The organism is Streptomyces laurentii, assembly GCF_040635425.1.
In the GTDB taxonomy this organism is placed as follows: Bacteria; Actinomycetota; Actinomycetes; order Streptomycetales; family Streptomycetaceae; genus Streptomyces; species Streptomyces laurentii.
Map to the genome: position 1 here is coordinate 1 of NZ_JBEYHT010000096.1, position 19,634 is coordinate 19,634.

Sequence of the window (19,634 nt, forward strand, 5' to 3'; positions counted from 1 at the left end):
AGCGCGTACCCCCGCCCCACCCTGCGCGTCAGCAGGTGAAGAACGTCGAGCGCCCTGCTCACCGCCCCTCCCGCCCGGAGGGTCGGCGGCCACCGCCGTTTCCGGGCCCTGGCCCGGGCCCGGCCCCGGCTCCGACGCCACCGGCCCGCGCTCCTACACCGGCACCCGTATCACCCGGGCGGGTACGATCCGCTACGAGCACGACGGCCAGGGACGGGTCACCTCGCGGCGCAAGACGCGCCTGTCACGCAAGCCCGACGCCTGGCACTACACATGGGACACCGAAGACCGTCTCACCTCGGTGATCACTCCAGACGGTACCGAGTGGCGCTACGTCTACGACCCGCTCGGTCGCCGCATCGCCAAGCACTCGCCCACGGAGACCGTCCATTTCACCTGGGACGGCACCATCCTGTGCGAGCAGTCCACCGATAGCGTGACCCTCACCTGGGACCACGCGGGCCTGCACCCCCTGTCCCAGACGGAACGCCGCCGCGACACCGACGAGACCCGTTTCTTCGCCATCGTCACCGACCTCGTCGGAACTCCGACGGAACTCGTCGACGAATCCGGCGAACTGGCCTGGCGCGCCCGCAGCACCCTCTGGGGCACCACCGCCTGGACCCGGACGGCGACCGCCTACACCCCTCTGCGCTTCCCGGGCCAGTACTTCGACCCGGAATCGGGCCTGCACTACAACTTCTTCCGCTACTACGACCCCGAACCGGCCCGCTACCTCACCCCGGACCCCCTGGGCCTGGCTCCGGCCCCGAACCCGGCGACGTACGTCCACAATCCGCATACGTGGAGCGACCCGCTGGGGCTGGCGCCCACAGAGTGCCCCCGCGGTATATACGAATTCAGGCCACCCAATCCCAATTTCCCACCCGATGCAGCCATAATGGAGGCAATGCGATCTGCCCCGATTGGAGGTAACATAGACTGCTCCGAAATCGCCGAATGGATCAGTAAGCGCTCACCGCACGGAAAAATCATAAACCTCACAACACCCGACAGCAGCGACCTCAAGATACCCGAGGCAATGGGATCCAGAGAAGAATTTTATCGGTACCACGACGTGTACACGGACGGCCGATACGTCTACGACCCGGCCATGAGCAGCAACCCGATTCCCTACGGTGACTACGAAAGGGCTATTCGCCTCCTCAACCCCGGAAAGAAACTCGTAGTCGGCAACGGAGGATACGATGGCCCCCTCTGGTAAGCCCCAACAGGGAGGCTACCAATCGTGACGGAGGATGTACGACTTGCCGGTGAGACGCTTAATCGAATGAGCCCCTTGCGATGGTACCGGCTCAGTGCAGGGCGGCATTCGATTTTCGGTTACTACCAAGTCCCTTTCCTTGGATGGAGGTTCGAACATCCAGATAAGAGACTGCTTGACACCATAAAAGAAGCGGTCAGATCAACCCCGACTGCCACAGCATGGGAAATTGACACATCTCGCCGAAATTGGCTCTTGGCTCCTTCCGTGATCCTCAATCCCCAAGATGCAGGAAAAAGGGATCTAAATTTTGACGAGCGGATCGCTCTAGCAATGCAGGATCAGGAATTCTGCATCCAAGCGCTCGCAGACCTCAACGCAATAGTTCGAACCCTGCGAGACATGACAAGCGAATGACTCGGCATTCTGAACTGCCGTAATCTCCGCGCCAATTCGTTGACGGGCCACACGCGACGCAGCCTGGGCCGGCTCACGCCCAGGGAATGTTGAGCCAGGGGCTGGTGGGGTCCGTCATGAGGAGGTGGTGGCTCTGGAGGACGCCCTCGTAGTAGTCGCCGAATTTCCCCTCGTCGAAGTGGAGGCAGCGGCCGAGGGCGTACGAGGCCGAGAAGTCGGCCCAGGAGTTGTACGTGGAGTGGACGAGGCGGCCAGCACGGTGGACGGCGGCCTCGGCTTCCTGGAGGGTGCCGAGGCGGGTGGAGACGCCCCAGCGGGCCATGCAGGAGGCGCGGCCGTAGTCCCAGGCCTTGACCGTACGGATGATCGCGTCGTCCGCGAGGAGGCCGTCGGTCCGGAAGCGGGTCTCGTAGGCGAGGACGCTGTCGATGGTCCGGTGCAGGTACGCCGCCGACGCGCCCACGTGGCGGACCCGGAGGGCGCGGTCAGCGGCCTCGTGCCACTGGTCGGGGGTGAGAGGTCCGGTGTCGTGCCGCAGGCCGAGGGCGTACTCCCAGAGTTCGCTCACCATGTCGGCCCGCAGCAACTCGTCCACGTACTCAAGCCACTTGGTGCGCGTACTGACGCCCCACCATTCGGAGAGGGATTCCTTCTCCTGCGTGTATCCGGCGCCGTGGAACGCCATCGCGTTCCAGAGCAGACCGTTGTTCACCATGATGTGCGCACCGGCCGCCAGCCCGAAGGCAACCTCTCCGTGCAGGGCTCCGCCCACCATGAGGGTGAGGACGGCGGGATGGGGGCGGCAGCCCGGGTGGTCGTTCTTCGAGGCGGACCACAGCCAGTGGGCGCGGCCTTCCTCCCCGGCCTGTAGCACCCCCTCGCACGGGCTGCCCGGGTTGACGACGAGGTACGGAGGGTCCGTGGGGCTCCACGACTTGGCGAACCAGCCGAGGCTCCCGGTCACGAAGACCGGATCCTCCACAGGTGCCGGAAGCATTCCGGCGGTGTAGACGACGAGACACTGCGTTCGCGTGTGCGGGTTCCAACAGGGGTCGAAACGAACCGAGTCGGGGTTCGCGTCGGCGTAGGCGCGCGGTTGCGCGAGGTACAGGTCCGCCTGGGCGACCAGGTCGTAGTAGGCGGACACGTCACCGCGCAACCGCGCCTCGTAGAGGCCGCGTTCGATGGAGCTGGGCGGCTGCCAGGTGGGAGGTATCAACGCGTCGAGGCGTACGCGACGAAGTCCGACCAGGCGGCCGGAGCCAGGGCCAGCTGCGGGCCCGGGAGGTTCTTCGAATCGCGGATGTGGACCGTGGCGGGGGTGGTGGCGACCTCCACGCAGGAGTCGCCCTCGCTGCTGCTGCTGTAGCTGCTCTTGAACCACGCCAGGCCGGAGGCATTCCCGGCCGAGATGTTGTCGATCACGTCTCTCCTCGCATTCGCTCGATGAAGACCATGGACTCACGAGGGGTGAGGGCCTGCGTGCGGATGATGCCGTAGCGCAGTTCCAGGATACGAAGCTGGCGAGGTTCGGTCACGGCGCGTCCGTTGGAGACCGCCTGCGAGCGGCCCACAGCCGAGCCGTCCGCAAACTTCAGGATCTCGATCCCGCCCGCGATTCCCGCGTGTTCGACCCTGTCCATGGGCATGAGCTGGAGTTCGATGTTCGGCAACTGCGCGATCTTCAGCAGGTGTTCCAGCTGACTGTTCAGCAACTCCCGGCCGCCGAGCGGGCGTCGTAGCGTCCACTCCTCCAGGACGAAGCTGAGCTCCGGCGCCGGGTCTCGGTTGAAGACCGCCTTTCGTGCCACGCGCGCGGCCATGTAGCGCTCCACCTCGTCCTTCGAGTACGCCGGGCGGCGCATCAACAGCAGGCTGCGCGCATAGTCGGGCGTCTGGAGCAGGCCGTGGATGTTGAGCGGGTCGTAGAGGTTCATCTCGACCGCGCGGCCCTCCAGTTTGGTGAGGTCGCGGACCTTCTTGGGGTAGCGGACCTTGGCCACGTCCGCCTTCATGGCCTTCAGCAGGCCGTCGGCGCGCAAGATGAGGTCGGCCTGGTCCAGGAAGTCGGGGCGGGGGATCCGCCGGCCGCCCTCGATCTTGTAGATCATGTCCTCGCTGTAGCCGACCTGCGCGCCGAACTCGCAGGCCCGCAGGCCCATCGCCTCGCGGCGCAGTTTCAGCTGCCTGCCCACGGTGGTGATGACGGCCACGCCCCAGTCGTCGTCGGGGTCCACTTCCCAGCCGGGCTCTTCGACTGTCTCCGTCGCTGTCTCGTCTGGTGTCTCGTCTGCTGTCATGCCGCGCCCTTCCCTTGATCCTGTGTGACGCAACGCCCCTACCCGTAGCAACGGTTCAGGCGATCGGGACAACGGGGACAAGGTTCGGTGGTTACCCGGGACCAGCCTGCGGGCGAGGTGGAAAAGCGGTGCGCGCCGGAGTCCATGAAGTCGGGTTCCGGTTCCGGGGGCGATCACCTACTAAAAAGACTGGGGAGCGAAAAGACCCGACCAAACCCACCCTTTCCCTCCGTCAGGGGGCGATCACTCGCACGGGTGAAATAAGCCAACAGAAGTGGCGCTGAGGCGGGTTGGTTGTTCTACGCTCGCGCCAGAACGACCCGGACATACGTCGGCCCTCGCCGGGACTAGCGATCCCAGTGCGAGGGCCTGACCAACGAGGAAGCAGTACCTTCCCGATGGATAGCTGGAACCCTAGCGTGCGCGTGCGCCGCACGTCCCGTGGCACGCGGAAAAAGCACTCGTCCGAGGCGGGTGGCGTCTCGCACGACAACGCCCGGCTCTCGGAGTGCTTCACCGTCATCGGCAACCACCTTGCCCAGCACGACGAGTTGTCGCTGGTGGCCATCGGCCTCTCCGCGCACATCCAGTCGCTGCCCACCGGTGCCCCGGTCGACATCAAGAGCCTCGCCGCCCGCTTCCCCGAGGGCACGGTGCGCATCGCCCGCGCCCTGCGCGAGCTGGAGGCCCACGGCTATCTGCGCCGGACCCGCGAACGCACCGAGAGCGGGCGGATCGTGACCCGTACCGTCTCCTGCAACCGGCCGGGTGGCCGCCACCGCGCCCCCGAACCCGAGCCCGAACCGGAGCCCGAACCCGAACCTGAGCCCGACTGCGACTACGACCCCGGCCCCGACCCCGGCTGGGCGGACGAGCCGGACGCCGGTCACGACGAGGCCGCCGGCCGACCCGTACCACCGCCCGAGCCCCAGCCCACGCCCGAGCCGCCCGCCCCCGAGCCCCGGACCCGGCAGCGCCCGGGCCCACGGCGGCGCGCGCTGCCCGACGTACCGCAGCCGTTCTCACTCCCGCCGGAATTCCTGCTGGCGGCAGCAAAGATCCTGGCCCGCCTCGTACGCCAGGATCCCCGCCTGGTGCTGTCCCGGACGGACGCCGAGCACCTGACGCCTGGCGTCGTCGCCTGGCTGGAACGGGACGTCTCCGCCGACGCCGTTGTCCACGCCCTGGCCACCGGCCTCCCGTACCCCCTGCACCGCCCTGCGGCGCTCCTGGCCCACCGGCTCACCGCGAATCTCCCCCCACCCCCACCGTTCCGGCCTGTCGACGCACCCCGGCTCCCGCTCCAGAACTGCGATCGCTGCGACCGCGCGTTCCGCGGCGCGGAGCCCGGAACCTGCCCCGGCTGCCACCACAAGGAAACCCATGGTCAGCTCGAATCATGAAGCGATGCATCGCATCTTCCAGCACGATCTGAGGCTGTTCAGCCGCCTGTCGGGGATGCTCGGCCTCCCCCTCCCCCCACCCGTCGAAGTCACCGTCCTGCCCACCGACCTCACCGAGTCCGCCCCCGTCGAACGCCGCGTGGACACCCTCCTGCGCCTCGACAGCGCGGACGACGGCTCGCTGCTCCTCGCGATCGAGGCGCAGGGGAAGAAGGACGCGGCGAAGCCCGCGAGCTGGGCGTACTACACGGCGTACCTGTGGACGAAGTACCGGCTGCCGACCGCCCTGCTCGTCGTCTGCCAGGACCGCGCCACCGCCGAATGGGCGGGGCGCGCGGTGTGCAGCGGGCCGCCCCACATGCCGACGCTCACCATCCAGCCGGTCGTCGTCGGCCCCCACAACATGCCGGTCATCACCGACCCGGCCGAGGCCCGGGCGGACCTGGCACTGACCACTCTGTCGGCCATTACGCACGCGGGCGATCCGGACATTGATGCCATACTGAAAGCCCTCTCTACCGCTCTGCAGGGCGTCCCCGAAGACATCGCCGACCCGATCATCGAATTCACCGCGCAGGGGCTGGGCAAGCACCCGGCCGGAGAGCTCTGGAGGAAACTGGTGGCTGTGGACCTGTCCTTCTACAAGTCGTTCATCTCGGAAGAGATCCGAGACGAGGGCCGCGCCGAGGGCCGCACCCAGCAGGGCGCGAAATTCGTCCTAGCCGTCCTTGACGCACGGGGCATTGCCGTCCCCGGCAGCGTCCGCGAGCGCATCACTACCTGCGATGACCTGGGTCTTCTGGATCAGTGGGTCCGGCGTGCCGCCACCGTCCCCACCGCCGAAGACATCTTCACGACCGAGGACGAGTAGGCCGCCATGGATCTCTCCTTCTACGCGTTCATCTCAGAGGAGATCCGAAAGGAGGGTCGCGTTGATGGCCGTCTCGGCTCCTATCTCGGGGCCTACCTTGAGGGCTATCTCGAGGGCTACCTTGAGGGCCGCATCCAGGCGGCCACCGAGGGTGTCCTCATCGTGCTGGATGCACGGGGCATCCCTGTCCCCGACCATGTACGCCAACGCGTCACCCACACCACCGACCTCGACCGCCTGAGGCGCTGGCACTACCGCGCCGTCACCGTCCCCACCGCCGAGGACATCTTCACGGCCGAGGACGAGTAAGCGTCCCCACGGCATACAAGAGGGGCCCGGGTCCGTACGTCTCGCGTACGGACCCGGGCCCCTCACATGCCTACCGTCAATACGTCAGGCGTCAGCCGCGCGCCGCGTCCGGGTGGACCGACTCCGTGACCGGGCGGCCCTCGACGACCTTCGCCTCGGCCGGCTTGCGCAGCGCGATGTTGAGCTCCTTGAGGCGGGACTCGTCGAGTTCCGTCGGGGCGCCCATCATGAGGTCCTGCGCGTTGCCGTTGAGCGGGAAGGCGATGGTCTCGCGGATGTTCGGCTCGTCGGCGAGGAGCATGACGATCCGGTCGACGCCCGGGGCGATGCCACCGTGCGGCGGGGCGCCGAACTGGAAGGCGCGCAGCATGCCCGCGAACTCGGTCTCGACGACCTCGCGCGGGTAGCCGGCGATCTCGAACGCCTTGAACATGATGGCGGGCTCGTGGTTCCGGATCGCGCCGGAGGACAGCTCGATGCCGTTGCAGACGATGTCGTACTGCCAGCCGAGGATGTCCAGCGGGTCCTGGGTCTCCAGGGCCTCAAGGCCACCCTGCGGCATCGAGAAGGGGTTGTGCGAGAAGTCGATCTTGCCGGTCTCCTCGTCCTTCTCGTACATCGGGAAGTCGACGATCCACGCGAAGCGGAAGACGTTCTCCTCGAACCGGCCGGCGCGCTTGGCGGCCTCGACCCGGACCGGGCCCATGATCTTGGAGACCTCGTCGAACTCGCCCGCGCCGAAGAACACGGCGTGGCCCGGCTCCAGGCCGAGACGCTCGACGAGGACCTTGACGTTGTCCTCGGTGAGGAACTTGGCGATCGGGCCGGTCAGGGCGTTGCCCTCGCCGACGCGCACCCAGGCGAGGCCCTTGGCGCCGAGCGAGACGGCGAAGTCGCCGAGGCCGTCGAAGAACTTGCGCGGCTGGTCACCGGTGTCCGGGACGGCGAGCGCGCGGACGTGCTTGCCGGCGAACGCCTTGAACTCCGAGTCCGCGAAGACGTCGGTGATGTCGACGAGTTCGAGGTCGGTGCGCAGGTCGGGCTTGTCGTTGCCGTACTTGAGCATGGACTCGCGGAACGGGATCCGCGGGAACGGGCTGCTGACCGGACGGCCGCCGCCGAACTCCTCGAAGAGCTCGGTCATCAGCTTCTCGATCGGCTGGAAGACGTCCTCCTGCTCGACGAAGCTCATCTCGACGTCGAGCTGGTAGAACTCGCCCGGCGAGCGGTCGGCGCGGGCGTCCTCGTCGCGGAAGCAGGGCGCGATCTGGAAGTAGCGGTCGAAGCCCGAGATCATCAGCAGCTGCTTGAACTGCTGCGGGGCCTGCGGCAGCGCGTAGAACTTGCCCGGGTTCAGGCGGGACGGGACGACGAAGTCACGCGCGCCCTCGGGGGAGGTCGCGGTGAGGATCGGGGTCGCCATCTCGTTGAAGCCGAGCGCCACCATCTTGGAGCGGATCGCGGCGATGACCGCGGACCGCAGCATGATGTTCTTGTGCATGCGCTCGCGGCGCAGGTCGAGGAAGCGGTACTCCAGGCGCCGCTCCTCGTTCACACCGTCGTCGGTGTTGATGGTGAAGGGGATCTGCTGCGCCCCGCCGAGAACCTCGACGTCGGCGGCCTCGATCTCGATCTCGCCGGTGGCGAGGTCCGGGTTGATGTTCTCGGCGCCACGCGAGACGACCTTGCCGTCGACGCGGACGACGGTCTCCTTCGTCAGCTTGTCGAGCACCTCGGCCGCCGCCGTGCCGGGGCGGGCGACCAGCTGGGTGATGCCGTAGTGGTCGCGGAGATCGATGAAGAGGATGCCGCCCAGGTCGCGCCGATTGTGCAGCCAGCCGCTGAGCCGGACGTCGGTACCGACGTCAGAGGCGCGGAGCTCGCCGCAGGTGTGGGACCTGTACCGATGCATCGTCGTTCATCCAGTCTTCGGGATCAAAGGGCTAACCCATATCCCATTGCGTGCGCAATACGTTATGGGGTTACCAGACTACCGGGACGGCCCCGATCGCGATTCGAATACCGATGGTGGCACCCCGGAGTGCGCTCTTCATAAAGTGGGGCAATGCGTACCGAGGATGTCCTGGCCGCCCTCGCCACCGGCCTGTGGCGCTGGGACAAGGCCTCCGGAACCGTCACGCTCGACGCCGAGGCGGCCCGGCTGATCGGGCTGCCCGCCGAGCCCGTACGGCTGGGCGAGGCCGCGGCCCGCTCACGTTTCCACCCGGTCGACTGGAACGGGATCGACGGCGTCGTGGCCCTCGCCCTCGCCGAGGGGACCCTGGCCGAGACCCGGCTGCGGATCACGGACGAGTCCGGTCGGGTGATCCGTACCGTACGGACCAGATCCAAGCCGCTGTTCGAGGGAAGCGCCCGACACGGAAGGAACGGCCGCGGCTACCAGCTGGTCGGCACCCTCCAGGAGGTCGTCGAGCCGCCGTCCGGCGCGGGGGCGGACCGTACGGCCGTCACCGGCGACTGGCGGCGCTCGCGCGAGGCGTTCCTGCTCGACGCCGGGCGGGCGCTCGCGGAGGCGCGGTCGACGGCCGAGGTGCTGCGGGTGGCGGCGTCGCTGTCGATGCCGGGCTTCTCGCCGGACGGGCTCGCGGTGTTCGGGCTGTCGGGCGACCGGCTGACGATCGTCGGCCATCACGGGCACGGGGAGGGCGACGACGGGCCGTTCGCGTCGATGACGCTGGACACCGACTATCCGGCGGCCGAGGTCGTACGGACGGGCCGGGCGATCTATCTGCCGACGCCGGAGGAGTACGCGCGCCGCTTCCCCATGACATGGCCGCTGGCGCAGCGCTTCGAGCGCCGTTCGTGGGCGTTCGTGCCGCTGGTCGTCGCCGGGCGGACGACGGGCGCGTGGATGGCGGCGTTCACGCATCCGGTGGCGTTCACGCCGGACGAGCGCGCGGTCCTGACGACGGTCGCCCGGATGCTCGCGCAGGCACTGAGCCGGGCCGGGACGGCCGAGTCGGAACGCGAACTGTCGCTCGGACTCCAGCGCACGATGAGGCCGCTGCTCGGGCCGGGCATCCCGGGGATCCGGATGGCGGCGCGGTACGTGCCGACGGGCGGCGGGCTCCAGGTCGGCGGCGACTGGTACGACATGATCCGGCTGCCCGGCGGGGCGGGAGCGGGACGGATCGCGCTGGTCATCGGCGATGTGCAGGGGCACGACGTACGGGCCGCCGGGCTCATGGGGCAGCTGCGGATCGCCCTGCGCGCGTACGCCTCCGAGGGGCACCGGCCGGACGCGGTGCTCACGCGCGCGTCACGCTTCCTGTACGGGATCAACGACGGCAACGCCGCGGAGGGGAGCCCGGACGAGGCGAGCGGCGACTTCGCGCCCCGGTTCGCGACCTGCCTGTACCTGGAGGTCGACCTGGAGACGGGCCTTGTCGACCTCGCGCGGGCCGGGCATCCGGATCCGGCGGTACGGATGAACGACGGGACGGTCCTGCTGAGGCCCACCGCCGGCGGCCTGCCCCTCGGCATCGACCCCGACACCGACTACCCCACCACCCGGCTCGCCCTGGAACCCGGCGAGACCCTGATGATCTGTACCGACGGACTCCTGGAGACCGGTGGCCACGACCTCGACACCGGCTGGGAACGGATCCGCCGGATCCTGGAGGCCCACGACGGCGAGGACCTCGAAGCGCTCGCCGACGGCCTCGTCGAGGCCGTCCACGGACCCGGCTCGCACCACACCACCGGGCCGCTCGCCGACCGCCGCGAGGACGACATCGCGCTCGTCCTGCTCTCCCGCCGGCCGGGCGAGACCGCCGTCCGGGTAGCACGGGAACGCCCGCGGCGCACCCTGATGACGATCGCCCAGGCCGAACCGGAGCGCATCGCCGCCGCCCGCGAGCAGGTACGGCAACTGCTGCACGACTGGAAGGACGAGGACCAGCGCGACGCCGCCGTCCTCATGGTGTCGGAGATGGTCACCAACGTCCTCGTCCACACGGACGGCGACGCGCTGCTCGCCGCCGAGGTGACCTGCCTCGGGGACGCCGGCCGCCGGCTGCGCGTCGAGGTCGCCGACACGAGCGACGACCTGCCGCACCGGCGCGACCCGGGCGAGATGGCGTCGAGCGGGCGGGGGCTCGTGCTGATGGAGATGCTGGCGGAGACGTGGGGCGTGGACCCGCGGGGCGAGGGCAAGGCGATCTGGTTCGAACTGCACGAGCCGCCCGCCTGACCCGCGTACGTGATCAGGGGTGTCCATGCGGGTCCGGCGGCCCGCCCTCGGCCCCGGCCCCGGTCCCGTACCGCCCCCGCAATTCGCTGATCACCCCGAAGAACGCCGCCGTCAGCGGTACGGCCAGCAGCATCCCGAGGATCCCGGCGACCGACGCGCCCGCCGTGATCGCCAGCATCACCAGCGCCGGATGCATCTGCACCGTGCGGCTCTGCACCACCGGCTGGAGCACGTGCCCCTCGATGACCTGCACGGCGAGGACGACCCCGAGCACCCACAGCGCGATCACGACCCCCCGGTCGGCGAGCGCGACGAGCACGGCGACGGCGCCGGAGAGGAACGCGCCCAGGTACGGGATGTAGGCGCCGACGAAGACGAGCGCGGCGAGCCCGACCGCGCCCGGCACCTTCAGCACCAGCAGCCCCACGCCGATGAGGACGGAGTCGACGGCCGCGATGACCGTCGTCCCGCGCATGAACCCCTCGACGGCCTGGAAGGCGCGCCGCGCCATCGCCTCGACCATGTCGCCGGTGGAGCGGGGCGCGAGCGTGCGCAGCACTCCGATCGCGCGGTCGGAGTCGCGCAGGAAGAAGAAGATGAGCAGCAGCGCGAGGACGGCGGTGGCGGCCATCTGGGCGACGACGCTGAGCCCGGAGATCACCCCGGAGGCGGCCGTTCCGCCGAACTTCTCCAGCAACTGCCGGGCGTTCCTCGCCAGGTCGTCGAGGGAGGTGCCGGCGGCGCCGAGGTGCCGGGTGATGCTCTGGGCCGCGTCCCGGAGCGAGGCGATGATCTGGTCGCCGGTGTCGACGAGGGCGGCGACCACGATGTACGTGATCCCGCCGACCACCACGAGCACGGCGAGCACCGTGAGCCCGGCCGCGAGCGACCGCTGTACCCGCATCAGCAGCAGCCGCCGGTAGAGGGGACCGAGCAGCGCGGTGCCGAGCAGCGCGAGCAGCACCGGCGTGACGGCCGTCTTGAAGACCACGACCAGCCAGACGAACACGGCCGCGACCCCGGCGACGAGCAGCAGGACCACACACCAGGCGGCGGTACGGCGCGCCCCCTCGGGCAACAGGGGCCGCGCCCCGGCCGGCGGCCGGGACGGCGGCGTGGGCGGCGGCGCGGCGGACATACCCCCACCGGACCACGCCACCCGCCCCGCCGTCGCGCGCTGGACGCCGTACGGGTGACACCACGTCAGGGGTCCGGCCCTGCCTTCCCGCGCCCGGCACGGTCAGCGTGTGCGGGCAGTGATCAGAAGGGTGGTCGGCCAGGGATCGAGGCGCGGGTGCCGAAGCTCGACGGCGGATGTGAGCCGCAGTCCTGCCCGAGCGAGGTGGGCGGCCCAGCGGGGCGCGTCGAACTCCCAGCGGGTGACGGGAAGTCTGGTGCGGTCCGGCAGGGTGATGTAGTCCTCGCGCGGGCCGTCGTCCGGCAAGGGACGCCTTCCGGCCCGTGCGGGGTGGGGTACCGAGAAGGCGAGTACGCCGCCTGGTCGCAGGTGGCGGGAGATCGCGGGGAGCAGCAGTTCGGGTGCGACCAGGCCGACAGCCCCGAAGACGGAGTAGACGGCGTCGTAGATCCGGGTGCCGGCCCGGAGGTGGTGCAGGGCGTGGCCCGCGGCGAAGGAGGTGCCGTCGATGTGGCCGTAGTGCGAGCGCGCCCGGCGTACTTGGAGTCCGATCAGATCGACGCCGGTGACACGGGCCTGGTGGTGCTGGGCCAGATGGGCGGCGTTGTGCCCGGAGCCGCATCCCAGTTCCAGCAGGCGTTTGCCGGACAGGTCCCGGCCGATGGCCTCGGCGCCGGGGCCCAGACCCGGGTGGGTGCTCCATTCCAGACGCGCGGGAGGAGTGAGGGCGTGGGCCGGGCCGGCGGCCAGGAGCTGGACAGCGTGGGCGTACCAAGGGGAGGTCCGGGCGATCATCCGGACCTCCAGGGTCGGGCTCTCTGTTCCATCAGGGCTCCAGCAGGACGGCGTCGAGGATCAAAGACGACGGAACGGCGCCGGATCCGGTGAGGTCCGGCGCTTGGCCGCACTTTAAGCGCTATCCACCTTAAGCGGCAAGCACTTAAGGTCTTCCATGATGCGGAGAGCCGTAAGGACGTAAGGTCGGACGCAACCCGTGAGCTTGGAGGTACGCGCATGTCGGGCGAGGCGTGGATCAGCGAGGCAGCGCCCTATCTGGCTCCGCGCGAGCCCGGACAGGCAGACGCGTGGACCGACGAGGCCGGGCGCCGGGGACGGCGCGGCGGTCAGAGCGTGTTCGAGGCCGGCGAGGTGGCGGCACCCGAAGCCGTTCGGGCCGCACTCGACCTCGAACAGGGTCAACGAGTGGTCGTACGGGCCCGGTTGATCCTGCTGGACGAACGTCCTGTCGAGATCGCACGCTCCTACTACCCGCTCGGGGTCGCACAGGGGACCCGCCTCGCCGACCCGCGCAAGATTCCCGGAGGCGCGGTCACACTCCTGCGTGAGCTGGGATACACGGCGGACACCATCACCGAGGACGTGAGCGCCGGCCTGGCCGATCCGGAAGAGTGCGGCCGTCTGGAACTCCCGCCCGGGAGCGCGGTCCTGCGCCTGCTCCGTACGAGCGGCACAGCGGACGGATTCCCTTTCGAGGCATCCCTGATGACCATGCCGACCGACCGGCACCTCACCTACCGACTCGGGAAGTAGAAGCGATGCCGAGGAAGTTCAAGGATCTGCGTTCCGCGCACCAGAAGATCGCCGCCGAGATCCGGCGGCAGATCACACGGGGAGATCTCTTGCCCGGCAGCAAGCTGGGGTCCACGGCGGAGCTGATGGACCGGTACGGCGGAGTCGCCAACACCACGGTCCAGAAAGCGCTGCAGATGCTCAAGGCGGAGGGCCTTGTGGAAGGCATGCCCGGCAAGGGTGTCTTCGTACGTCCGCACGCGCAGCAGCCGATCGAGCCGATCGCCTTCATGAAGCCGGCCGAGGCGGGCGAGCCGTATCCATGGATGGCGGAGGCGGCCAAGCGGCGGCAGACCGGGCGGTCCGAACTGCTCGACGTCTCGGTGGTCCGCCCTCCGAAGGAGGTCGCGGACGCGCTGGGGTTGTCGGACGGCGATCAGGCCGTCCTGCGCAAGCAGATCCTCTTCCTGGACGACGAACCCACGGAACTGACCTGCTCGTACTATCCACTCGGGCTGGCCGAAGGCACCCGGATACTGGAGAAGAAGCGCATCAGGGGAGGCACCCCGGCCCTCCTCGCGTCGCTCGGGTTCCCGCCGCGCGAGTTCGTCGACGAGCTGTCGTCGGAGATCCCCACCGAGGAAGAGGTGGCCGCGCTGGAGCTGCCCAAGGACATGCCCGTCCTGGTCGCTTTCCGAGTGGTCTACTCCGACGGCGGTCGCCCCATCGAGGCGACGCTGATGACGAAGGCCGCGCACCGATACCGGATGCGGTACAGGCTGCCGGTCGCATGACACCCCGCGCCGGCGAACGCCCGCGGGCCCGGTCCGAAGGGGGTGGACCGGGCCCGCGCGCGGGGCGGCTCGCGTGGAGCCGCGCCGGGATCGCCGGGTGTCACGCCGTCGGCGGCTCCTGCTCGTTCATGCCGTGGACGTTGGCCGGGATCGTGCCGAGGCGGCCGGCCTGGTAGTCCTCGAACGCCTGGCGGAGTTCGGCCTGGGTGTTCATGACGAACGGGCCGTAGTGCGCCATCGGCTCGCGGATCGGCTGTCCGCCGAGGAGGACGACCTCGAGGTCCGGGGTGTTCCCGTCCTGCTTCTCGTCGGCGCGCACGACGAGCTTGCCGCCCTTGCCGAAGACGGCGGTCTGGCCCATGTGGACCGGGCGCCGCTCCTCGCCGACCGTGCCGCGGCCGGCCATGACGTACGCGAGGCCGTTGAAGTCCTCGCGCCACGGCAGGGCGATCTCGGCGCCCGGCCGCAGGGTGGCGTGGATCATCGTGATCGGGGTGTGGGTGACACCCGGGCCCTGGTGGCCGTCCAGCTCGCCGGCGATGACGCGGAGCAGCGCGCCGCCGTCGGGGCTGGTGAGCAGCTGGACCTGGCCGCCGCGGATGTCCTGGTAGCGCGGGGCCATCATCTTGTCCGCGGCCGGCAGGTTCACCCACAGCTGGAGGCCGTGGAAGAGACCGCCGCTGACGACCAGGCTCTCCGGCGGCGCCTCGATGTGCAGGAGGCCCGAGCCGGCGGTCATCCACTGGGTGTCGCCGTTGGTGATGGTGCCGCCACCGCCGTGCGAGTCCTGGTGGTCGAAGATGCCGTCGATGATGTAGGTGACGGTCTCGAAGCCGCGGTGCGGGTGCCAGGGGGTGCCCTTCGGCTCGCCCGGCGCGTACTCCACCTCGCCCATCTGGTCCATCATGATGAACGGGTCGAGGTACTGGTAGTTGATGCCCGCGAACGCGCGGCGGACGGGGAAGCCCTCGCCCTCGAAGCCCGAGGGGGCCGTGGTCACGGCGAGGACGGGGCGGGCGACGGCGTCGGCCTGGGCGGCGACGCGGGGCAGCGTGAGCGGGTTCTCGACAGTCACGGCAGGCATGGTGTGGCCTCCTTGTACCTTCTTGTGGCTTCACTTTAGTTGAACGATGAACTTTCTGCCACCCGGAACGCCGAACGCCCGGGAGGAATTCCTCCCGGGCGTTCCCTCGCCTGTCTCCAGGGTCCGTCAGCCGTACATCCTGCGCATCGCGTAGTCGACCATCTGCTCCACGGCCTTCGCGTCGAAGACCATCCGGTGGTCGCCCTCCATGTCGAGGACGAAGCCGTAGCCGGTCGGCAGCAGGTCGATCACCTCGGCGCCGGTGATCACGAAGTACTTGGATTCCTTGCCCGCGTAGCGCCGCAGCTCCTTGAGCGTGGTGAACATGGGGATCACCGGCTGCTGGGTGTTGTGCAGCGCCAGGAAGCCCGGGGTGTCGCCGCGCGGGCAGTAGACCTTCGAGGTCGCGAAGATCTGCTGGAAGTCCTCGGCCGCCAGGGTGCCGGTGGTGAACGCGCGGACCGCGTCGGCCAGCGACGGCGGCGACGGCTCCGGATAGAGCGGGGCCTGCTGCTGCCCGTACCCGCCCTGCATGCCCCCCGGCATCCCGCCTTGCATTCCCCCCTGCATGCCCGGCTGCCCCTGCATGCCGGGATGCGTGCCCTGCTGCGGAGGCGGGGCGTACTGCTGCTGCGCGCCCGGATTCTGCTCGTAGCCGTACATGGGGCCAGAGCCTACTGCGTCACAGATACGCCGAATGGGGTTGCTCTTATTACCGGTGGGTAGCATCATCGTAGAGAACGTGCGCTACTCACGAGTAGCAGCGGACACCGAACGCGGGACGTGCGCGAGCCGCACGGACGCGAGTCCGCTGCCGCGTGGTGCGTACGTACACGTGTGTGTACGAGGAACCCGCCGAGGAACCTGCCTCCCCGAGCCTTACGGAGCCGTCGCCATGGGGCACTACAAGTCGAATCTCCGCGACATCGAGTTCAACCTCTTCGAGGTGCTCGGCCGCGACAAGGTGTACGGCACCGGTCCGTTCGAGGAGATGGACGTCGACACCGCGAAGAGCATCCTCGACGAGATCCGCCGTCTCGCCGAGAACGAGCTCGCCGAGTCCTTCGCCGACGCCGACCGCAACCCGCCGGTCTTCGACCCCGAGACCAACACCGCCCCGGTCCCGGCCTCCTTCAAGGCCTCGTACAACGCCTTCATGGAGTCCGAGTACTGGCGTCTCGGCATCCCCGAGGGCATCGGCGGCACCGCCTCCCCGCGCTCCCTCATCTGGGCCTACGCGGAGCTGCTCCTCGGCTCCAACCCGGCCATCTGGATGTACTCCTCCGGCCCGGCCTTCGCCGGCATCCTCTACAACGAGGGCAACGAGGCGCAGAAGAAGGCCGCGAAGATCGCCGTCGACCGCCGCTGGGGCTCCACCATGGTCCTCACCGAGCCCGACGCCGGTTCCGACGTCGGCGCCGGCCGCACCAAGGCCGTCCAGCAGGAGGACGGCTCCTGGCACATCGAGGGCGTCAAGCGCTTCATCACGTCCGGTGAGCACGACATGGAGGAGAACATCCTCCACTACGTCCTCGCCCGCCCCGAGGGTGCCGGCCCCGGCACCAAGGGCCTCTCCCTCTTCCTCGTCCCGAAGTACGAGTTCGACTGGGAGACCGGCGAGCTGGGCGCCCGCAACGGCGTCTACGCCACCAACGTCGAGCACAAGATGGGCCTCAAGGCCTCCAACACGTGCGAGATGACCTTCGGCGACAAGCACCCCGCCAAGGGCTGGCTCATCGGCGACAAGCACGACGGCATCCGCCAGATGTTCCTCATCATCGAGTTCGCCCGCATGATGGTCGGCACGAAGGCGATCTCCACCCTCTCCACGGGCTACCTCAACGCCCTGGAGTACGCCAAGGAGCGCGTCCAGGGCACCGACCTGGCGAACTTCATGGACAAGGCCGCGCCCAAGGTCACCATCACGCACCACCCCGACGTCCGCCGCTCGCTGATGACGCAGAAGGCGTACGCCGAGGGCATGCGCTCCCTCGTCCTCTACACGGCCTCCGTGCAGGACGAGATCGCCATGGCGGAGGCGGCGGGCGAGGACGCCAAGGCCCTGCACGGCCTGAACGACCTGCTGCTCCCGATCGTCAAGGGCTACGGCTCGGAGAAGGGCTACGAGCAGCTCGCGCAGTCGCTCCAGACCTTCGGCGGCTCCGGCTTCCTGCAGGAGTACCCGATCGAGCAGTACATCCGCGACTCGAAGATCGACACCCTGTACGAGGGCACCACCGCCATCCAGGGCCAGGACTTCTTCTTCCGCAAGATCGTCCGCGACCAGGGCGCCTCCCTGAACGCGCTCGCCGAGGAGATCAAGAAGTTCCTCGCCGTCGGCACCGGCGGCGACGACCTGGCCGGCGCCCGCGACGCGCTCGCCAAGGCCGCCGTCGACCTCGAGGCCATCGTCGGCACGATGATCACCGACCTCACCGCCACCGGCGAGGACGTCAAGAACATCTACAAGGTCGGCCTCAACACCACCCGCCTGCTGCTCGCCGCCGGTGACGTCGTCGTCGGCTACCTGCTGGTGCGCGGCGCGGCCGTCGCCGCCGACAAGCTCGCGAACGGCGCCGCCGGCAAGGACGTCGCCTTCTACCAGGGCAAGATCGCCGCCGCGAAGTTCTTCGCCGCGAACATCCTGCCGGGCGTCTCCGCCGAGCGCCTCCTCGCCGAGGGCGTCGACCGCTCGCTGATGGACCTGGACGAGGCCGCGTTCTAACCACGCACAGGTACGCGCCTGAGTCCGACACGAGAACGGCTCGCTCCCGGGGAGGGGAGCGGGCCGTTCTCTCTTTTCTTCTGTGGCTCGGTTCTCCCCCTGGCTTCGCACGATCGGTGCTGTGCGTCCGGCTCCAGCACCCTGGAGGCGTAGGAGGCACAAAGAATCACCCCCCGTCAGGCACCCCGCGTCCGCATATCGAGACCTGCGTAAGGTGAAGTCCATGAGTAGCGCACCCGTCCGCTTCGACCGCGGCCATACCGATGACCTCATGTCCTTCCTCGCGGCCTCGCCCTCGCCGTTCCACGTGGTGGCGAACACCGCCGCGCGGCTGGAGGAGGCGGGCTTCCGGAAGGTCGAGGAGACCGACGCCTGGGACGGGACGGCCGGCGGGAAGTACCTGGTCCGCGGCGGCGCGATCATCGCCTGGTACGTGCCCGAGGGCGCCGCCCCGCACACCCCGTTCCGGATCATCGGCGCCCACACCGACTCCCCCAACCTGCGGGTCAAGCCGCAGCCCGACTTCGGCCGTGAGGGCTGGCGTCAGGTGGCCGTCGAGGTCTACGGCGGGCCGCTGCTCAACAGCTGGCTCGACCGTGACCTGGGCATCGCCGGCCGGCTGACCCTGCGCGACGGCAGCCACCGGCTGGTGAACGTCGACCGGCCGCTGCTGCGCGTCCCGCAGCTCGCCATCCACCTGGACCGGGGCGTCAACGACGGCATGAAGCTGGAGCGCCAGCGCCACATGCAGCCCGTCTGGGGTCTGGGCGAGGTGAACGAGGGCGACTTCGTCGCGTTCGTCGCCGAGGAGTCCGGCCTGGACGCCGAGGACGTGGCCGGCTGGGACCTGATGACGCACGCCGTCGAGGCGCCCGCCTATCTGGGCCGCGACCGTGAGCTGCTGGCCGGCCCGCGGATGGACAACCTGCTGTCCGTGCACGCCTGCACCGCCGCGCTCGTCGCGGTCGCGGGTGCCGGGGCGGCGGGCCGTGACGACCTGACGTACATCCCGGTGTTCGCCGCCTTCGATCACGAGGAGAACGGTTCGGAGGCCGACACCGGCGCCCAGGGCCCGCTGCTCGGGATCGTCATGGAGCGTTCGGTGTACGCGCGGGGCGGCGGTTACGAGGACAAGGCGCGGGCGCTCGCGGGCTCGGTGTGCCTGTCGTCGGACGTCGGCCACGCCGTGCACCCCAACTACGGCGAGCGCCACGACCCGACGCACCACCCGCGCCCCAACGGCGGCCCGATTCTCAAGGTGAACGTCAACCAGCGGTACGCCACCGACGGCAACGGCCGCGCGATCTTCGCCGCCGCGTGTGAGAAGGCGGGGGTGCCGTGGCAGTCGTTCGTGTCGAACAACGACATGCCCTGCGGCACCACGATCGGCCCGATCACCGCGGCCCGGCACGGCATCACGACCGTCGACATCGGCGTCGCGTGCCTGTCGATGCACAGCGCCCGTGAGATGTGCGGGTCGGAGGACCCGCACCACCTCGCGAACGCGCTCGTCGCCTTCCTGGACGCCTGAGAAAGTGTTGGGTAATCGGGTGATTACTCGTTCTTGAGGTCGTCGGCGAGGCGGCGGGCTGCTTCGGTCTCGATGGGGCCGTGTGGTTCGATCG

Annotated in this window: 17 protein-coding genes; 9 read left to right on the forward strand and 8 right to left on the reverse strand. The window is 69.3% G+C overall.

Features of this window, described 5'->3' with window-relative positions; all coding sequences use genetic code 11:
- The coding region (locus ABZ693_RS34455; protein WP_359885426.1) for an RHS repeat domain-containing protein at window positions 1-1,225 on the forward strand (1,225 nt) is incomplete at its 5' end.
- A gap of 490 nt (window positions 1,226-1,715) precedes the next feature.
- Here the strand turns inward: ABZ693_RS34455 and ABZ693_RS34460 are convergent.
- Genes ABZ693_RS34460 through ABZ693_RS34470 form a run of 3 tightly spaced genes read right to left on the reverse strand, consistent with a single transcriptional unit; the run spans window position 1,716 to window position 3,942 of the window.
- Window positions 1,716-2,861, reverse strand: coding sequence for a DUF1266 domain-containing protein (locus ABZ693_RS34460; protein WP_359885427.1), 1,146 nt, complete (start codon window positions 2,859-2,861; stop codon window positions 1,716-1,718).
- On the reverse strand, window positions 2,858-3,067 hold the full coding sequence (locus tag ABZ693_RS34465; RefSeq protein ID WP_359885428.1) for a DUF397 domain-containing protein: 210 nt from the start codon (window positions 3,065-3,067) through the stop codon (window positions 2,858-2,860). The genes ABZ693_RS34460 and ABZ693_RS34465 overlap by 4 nt, the downstream gene beginning before the upstream one ends.
- Window positions 3,064-3,942 carry a helix-turn-helix domain-containing protein gene (locus ABZ693_RS34470; protein ID WP_359885429.1) on the reverse strand — a complete coding sequence of 293 codons (879 nt, stop codon included), beginning with the start codon at window positions 3,940-3,942 and terminating at the stop codon, window positions 3,064-3,066. Before ABZ693_RS34470 ends, ABZ693_RS34465 begins: the two co-directional genes overlap by 4 nt.
- 398 nt (window positions 3,943-4,340) lie before the next feature.
- Here ABZ693_RS34470 and ABZ693_RS34475 point away from each other — a divergent pair, with 398 nt between their 5' ends.
- From ABZ693_RS34475 to ABZ693_RS34485, 3 genes are read left to right on the forward strand one after another with little or no spacing between them, the layout of a single operon-like run.
- The gene (locus tag ABZ693_RS34475) at window positions 4,341-5,345 is read left to right on the forward strand and encodes a helix-turn-helix domain-containing protein (protein WP_359885430.1); all 1,005 of its coding nucleotides are present in this window, start codon (window positions 4,341-4,343) and stop codon (window positions 5,343-5,345) included.
- Window positions 5,326-6,216 carry a hypothetical protein gene (locus ABZ693_RS34480; RefSeq protein WP_359885431.1) on the forward strand — a complete coding sequence of 297 codons (891 nt, stop codon included), beginning with the start codon at window positions 5,326-5,328 and terminating at the stop codon, window positions 6,214-6,216. Before ABZ693_RS34475 ends, ABZ693_RS34480 begins: the two co-directional genes overlap by 20 nt.
- Before the next feature lie 6 nt (window positions 6,217-6,222).
- Window positions 6,223-6,525 (forward strand): hypothetical protein, encoded by a 303-nt coding sequence (locus tag ABZ693_RS34485; RefSeq protein WP_359885432.1) that lies wholly within the window; start codon window positions 6,223-6,225, stop codon window positions 6,523-6,525.
- 91 nt (window positions 6,526-6,616) lie between these two features.
- Here ABZ693_RS34485 and aspS read toward each other — a convergent pair whose 3' ends face one another.
- The gene (aspS, locus tag ABZ693_RS34490) at window positions 6,617-8,437 is read right to left on the reverse strand and encodes an aspartate--tRNA ligase (protein WP_359885433.1); all 1,821 of its coding nucleotides are present in this window, start codon (window positions 8,435-8,437) and stop codon (window positions 6,617-6,619) included.
- 153 nt (window positions 8,438-8,590) lie between these two features.
- Between aspS and ABZ693_RS34495 the strand changes: the two genes are divergently transcribed.
- Entirely contained in the window at window positions 8,591-10,738 is a 2,148-nt protein-coding gene (locus tag ABZ693_RS34495) for an ATP-binding SpoIIE family protein phosphatase (RefSeq protein WP_359885434.1), read from the forward strand.
- Window positions 10,739-10,751: 13 nt separating this feature from the next.
- On the opposite strand, the gene ABZ693_RS34500 is transcribed toward ABZ693_RS34495, so the two are convergent.
- Both ABZ693_RS34500 and ABZ693_RS34505 read right to left on the reverse strand, forming a co-directional pair.
- Window positions 10,752-11,876, reverse strand: a complete 1,125-nt coding sequence (locus ABZ693_RS34500) for an AI-2E family transporter (protein ID WP_359885435.1) — start codon at window positions 11,874-11,876, stop codon at window positions 10,752-10,754.
- A 102-nt stretch (window positions 11,877-11,978) separates the two neighbouring features.
- Window positions 11,979-12,671, reverse strand: a complete 693-nt coding sequence (locus tag ABZ693_RS34505) for a class I SAM-dependent methyltransferase (protein WP_359885436.1) — start codon at window positions 12,669-12,671, stop codon at window positions 11,979-11,981.
- Window positions 12,672-12,890: 219 nt separating this feature from the next.
- Here ABZ693_RS34505 and ABZ693_RS34510 point away from each other — a divergent pair, with 219 nt between their 5' ends.
- Together ABZ693_RS34510 and ABZ693_RS34515 are read left to right on the forward strand one after the other, a co-directional pair.
- Complete coding sequence (locus ABZ693_RS34510; RefSeq protein ID WP_359885437.1) at window positions 12,891-13,427, forward strand: GntR family transcriptional regulator; 537 nt, start codon at window positions 12,891-12,893, stop codon at window positions 13,425-13,427.
- Between the two features lie 5 nt (window positions 13,428-13,432).
- Entirely contained in the window at window positions 13,433-14,200 is a 768-nt protein-coding gene (locus ABZ693_RS34515) for a GntR family transcriptional regulator (RefSeq protein ID WP_359885438.1), read from the forward strand.
- A 100-nt stretch (window positions 14,201-14,300) separates the two neighbouring features.
- On the opposite strand, the gene ABZ693_RS34520 is transcribed toward ABZ693_RS34515, so the two are convergent.
- Both ABZ693_RS34520 and ABZ693_RS34525 read right to left on the reverse strand, forming a co-directional pair.
- Window positions 14,301-15,284, reverse strand: coding sequence for a pirin family protein (locus ABZ693_RS34520; RefSeq protein WP_359885439.1), 984 nt, complete (start codon window positions 15,282-15,284; stop codon window positions 14,301-14,303).
- Between the two features lie 126 nt (window positions 15,285-15,410).
- Entirely contained in the window at window positions 15,411-15,947 is a 537-nt protein-coding gene (locus tag ABZ693_RS34525) for an SseB family protein (RefSeq protein ID WP_359885440.1), read from the reverse strand.
- A gap of 232 nt (window positions 15,948-16,179) precedes the next feature.
- Here ABZ693_RS34525 and ABZ693_RS34530 point away from each other — a divergent pair, with 232 nt between their 5' ends.
- Both ABZ693_RS34530 and ABZ693_RS34535 read left to right on the forward strand, forming a co-directional pair.
- Window positions 16,180-18,009, forward strand: a complete 1,830-nt coding sequence (locus ABZ693_RS34530) for an acyl-CoA dehydrogenase (RefSeq protein WP_359885441.1) — start codon at window positions 16,180-16,182, stop codon at window positions 18,007-18,009.
- A 223-nt stretch (window positions 18,010-18,232) separates the two neighbouring features.
- The gene (locus ABZ693_RS34535; protein ID WP_359885442.1) at window positions 18,233-19,540 is read left to right on the forward strand and encodes a M18 family aminopeptidase; all 1,308 of its coding nucleotides are present in this window, start codon (window positions 18,233-18,235) and stop codon (window positions 19,538-19,540) included.
- Window positions 19,541-19,634: the final 94 nt, after the last annotated feature.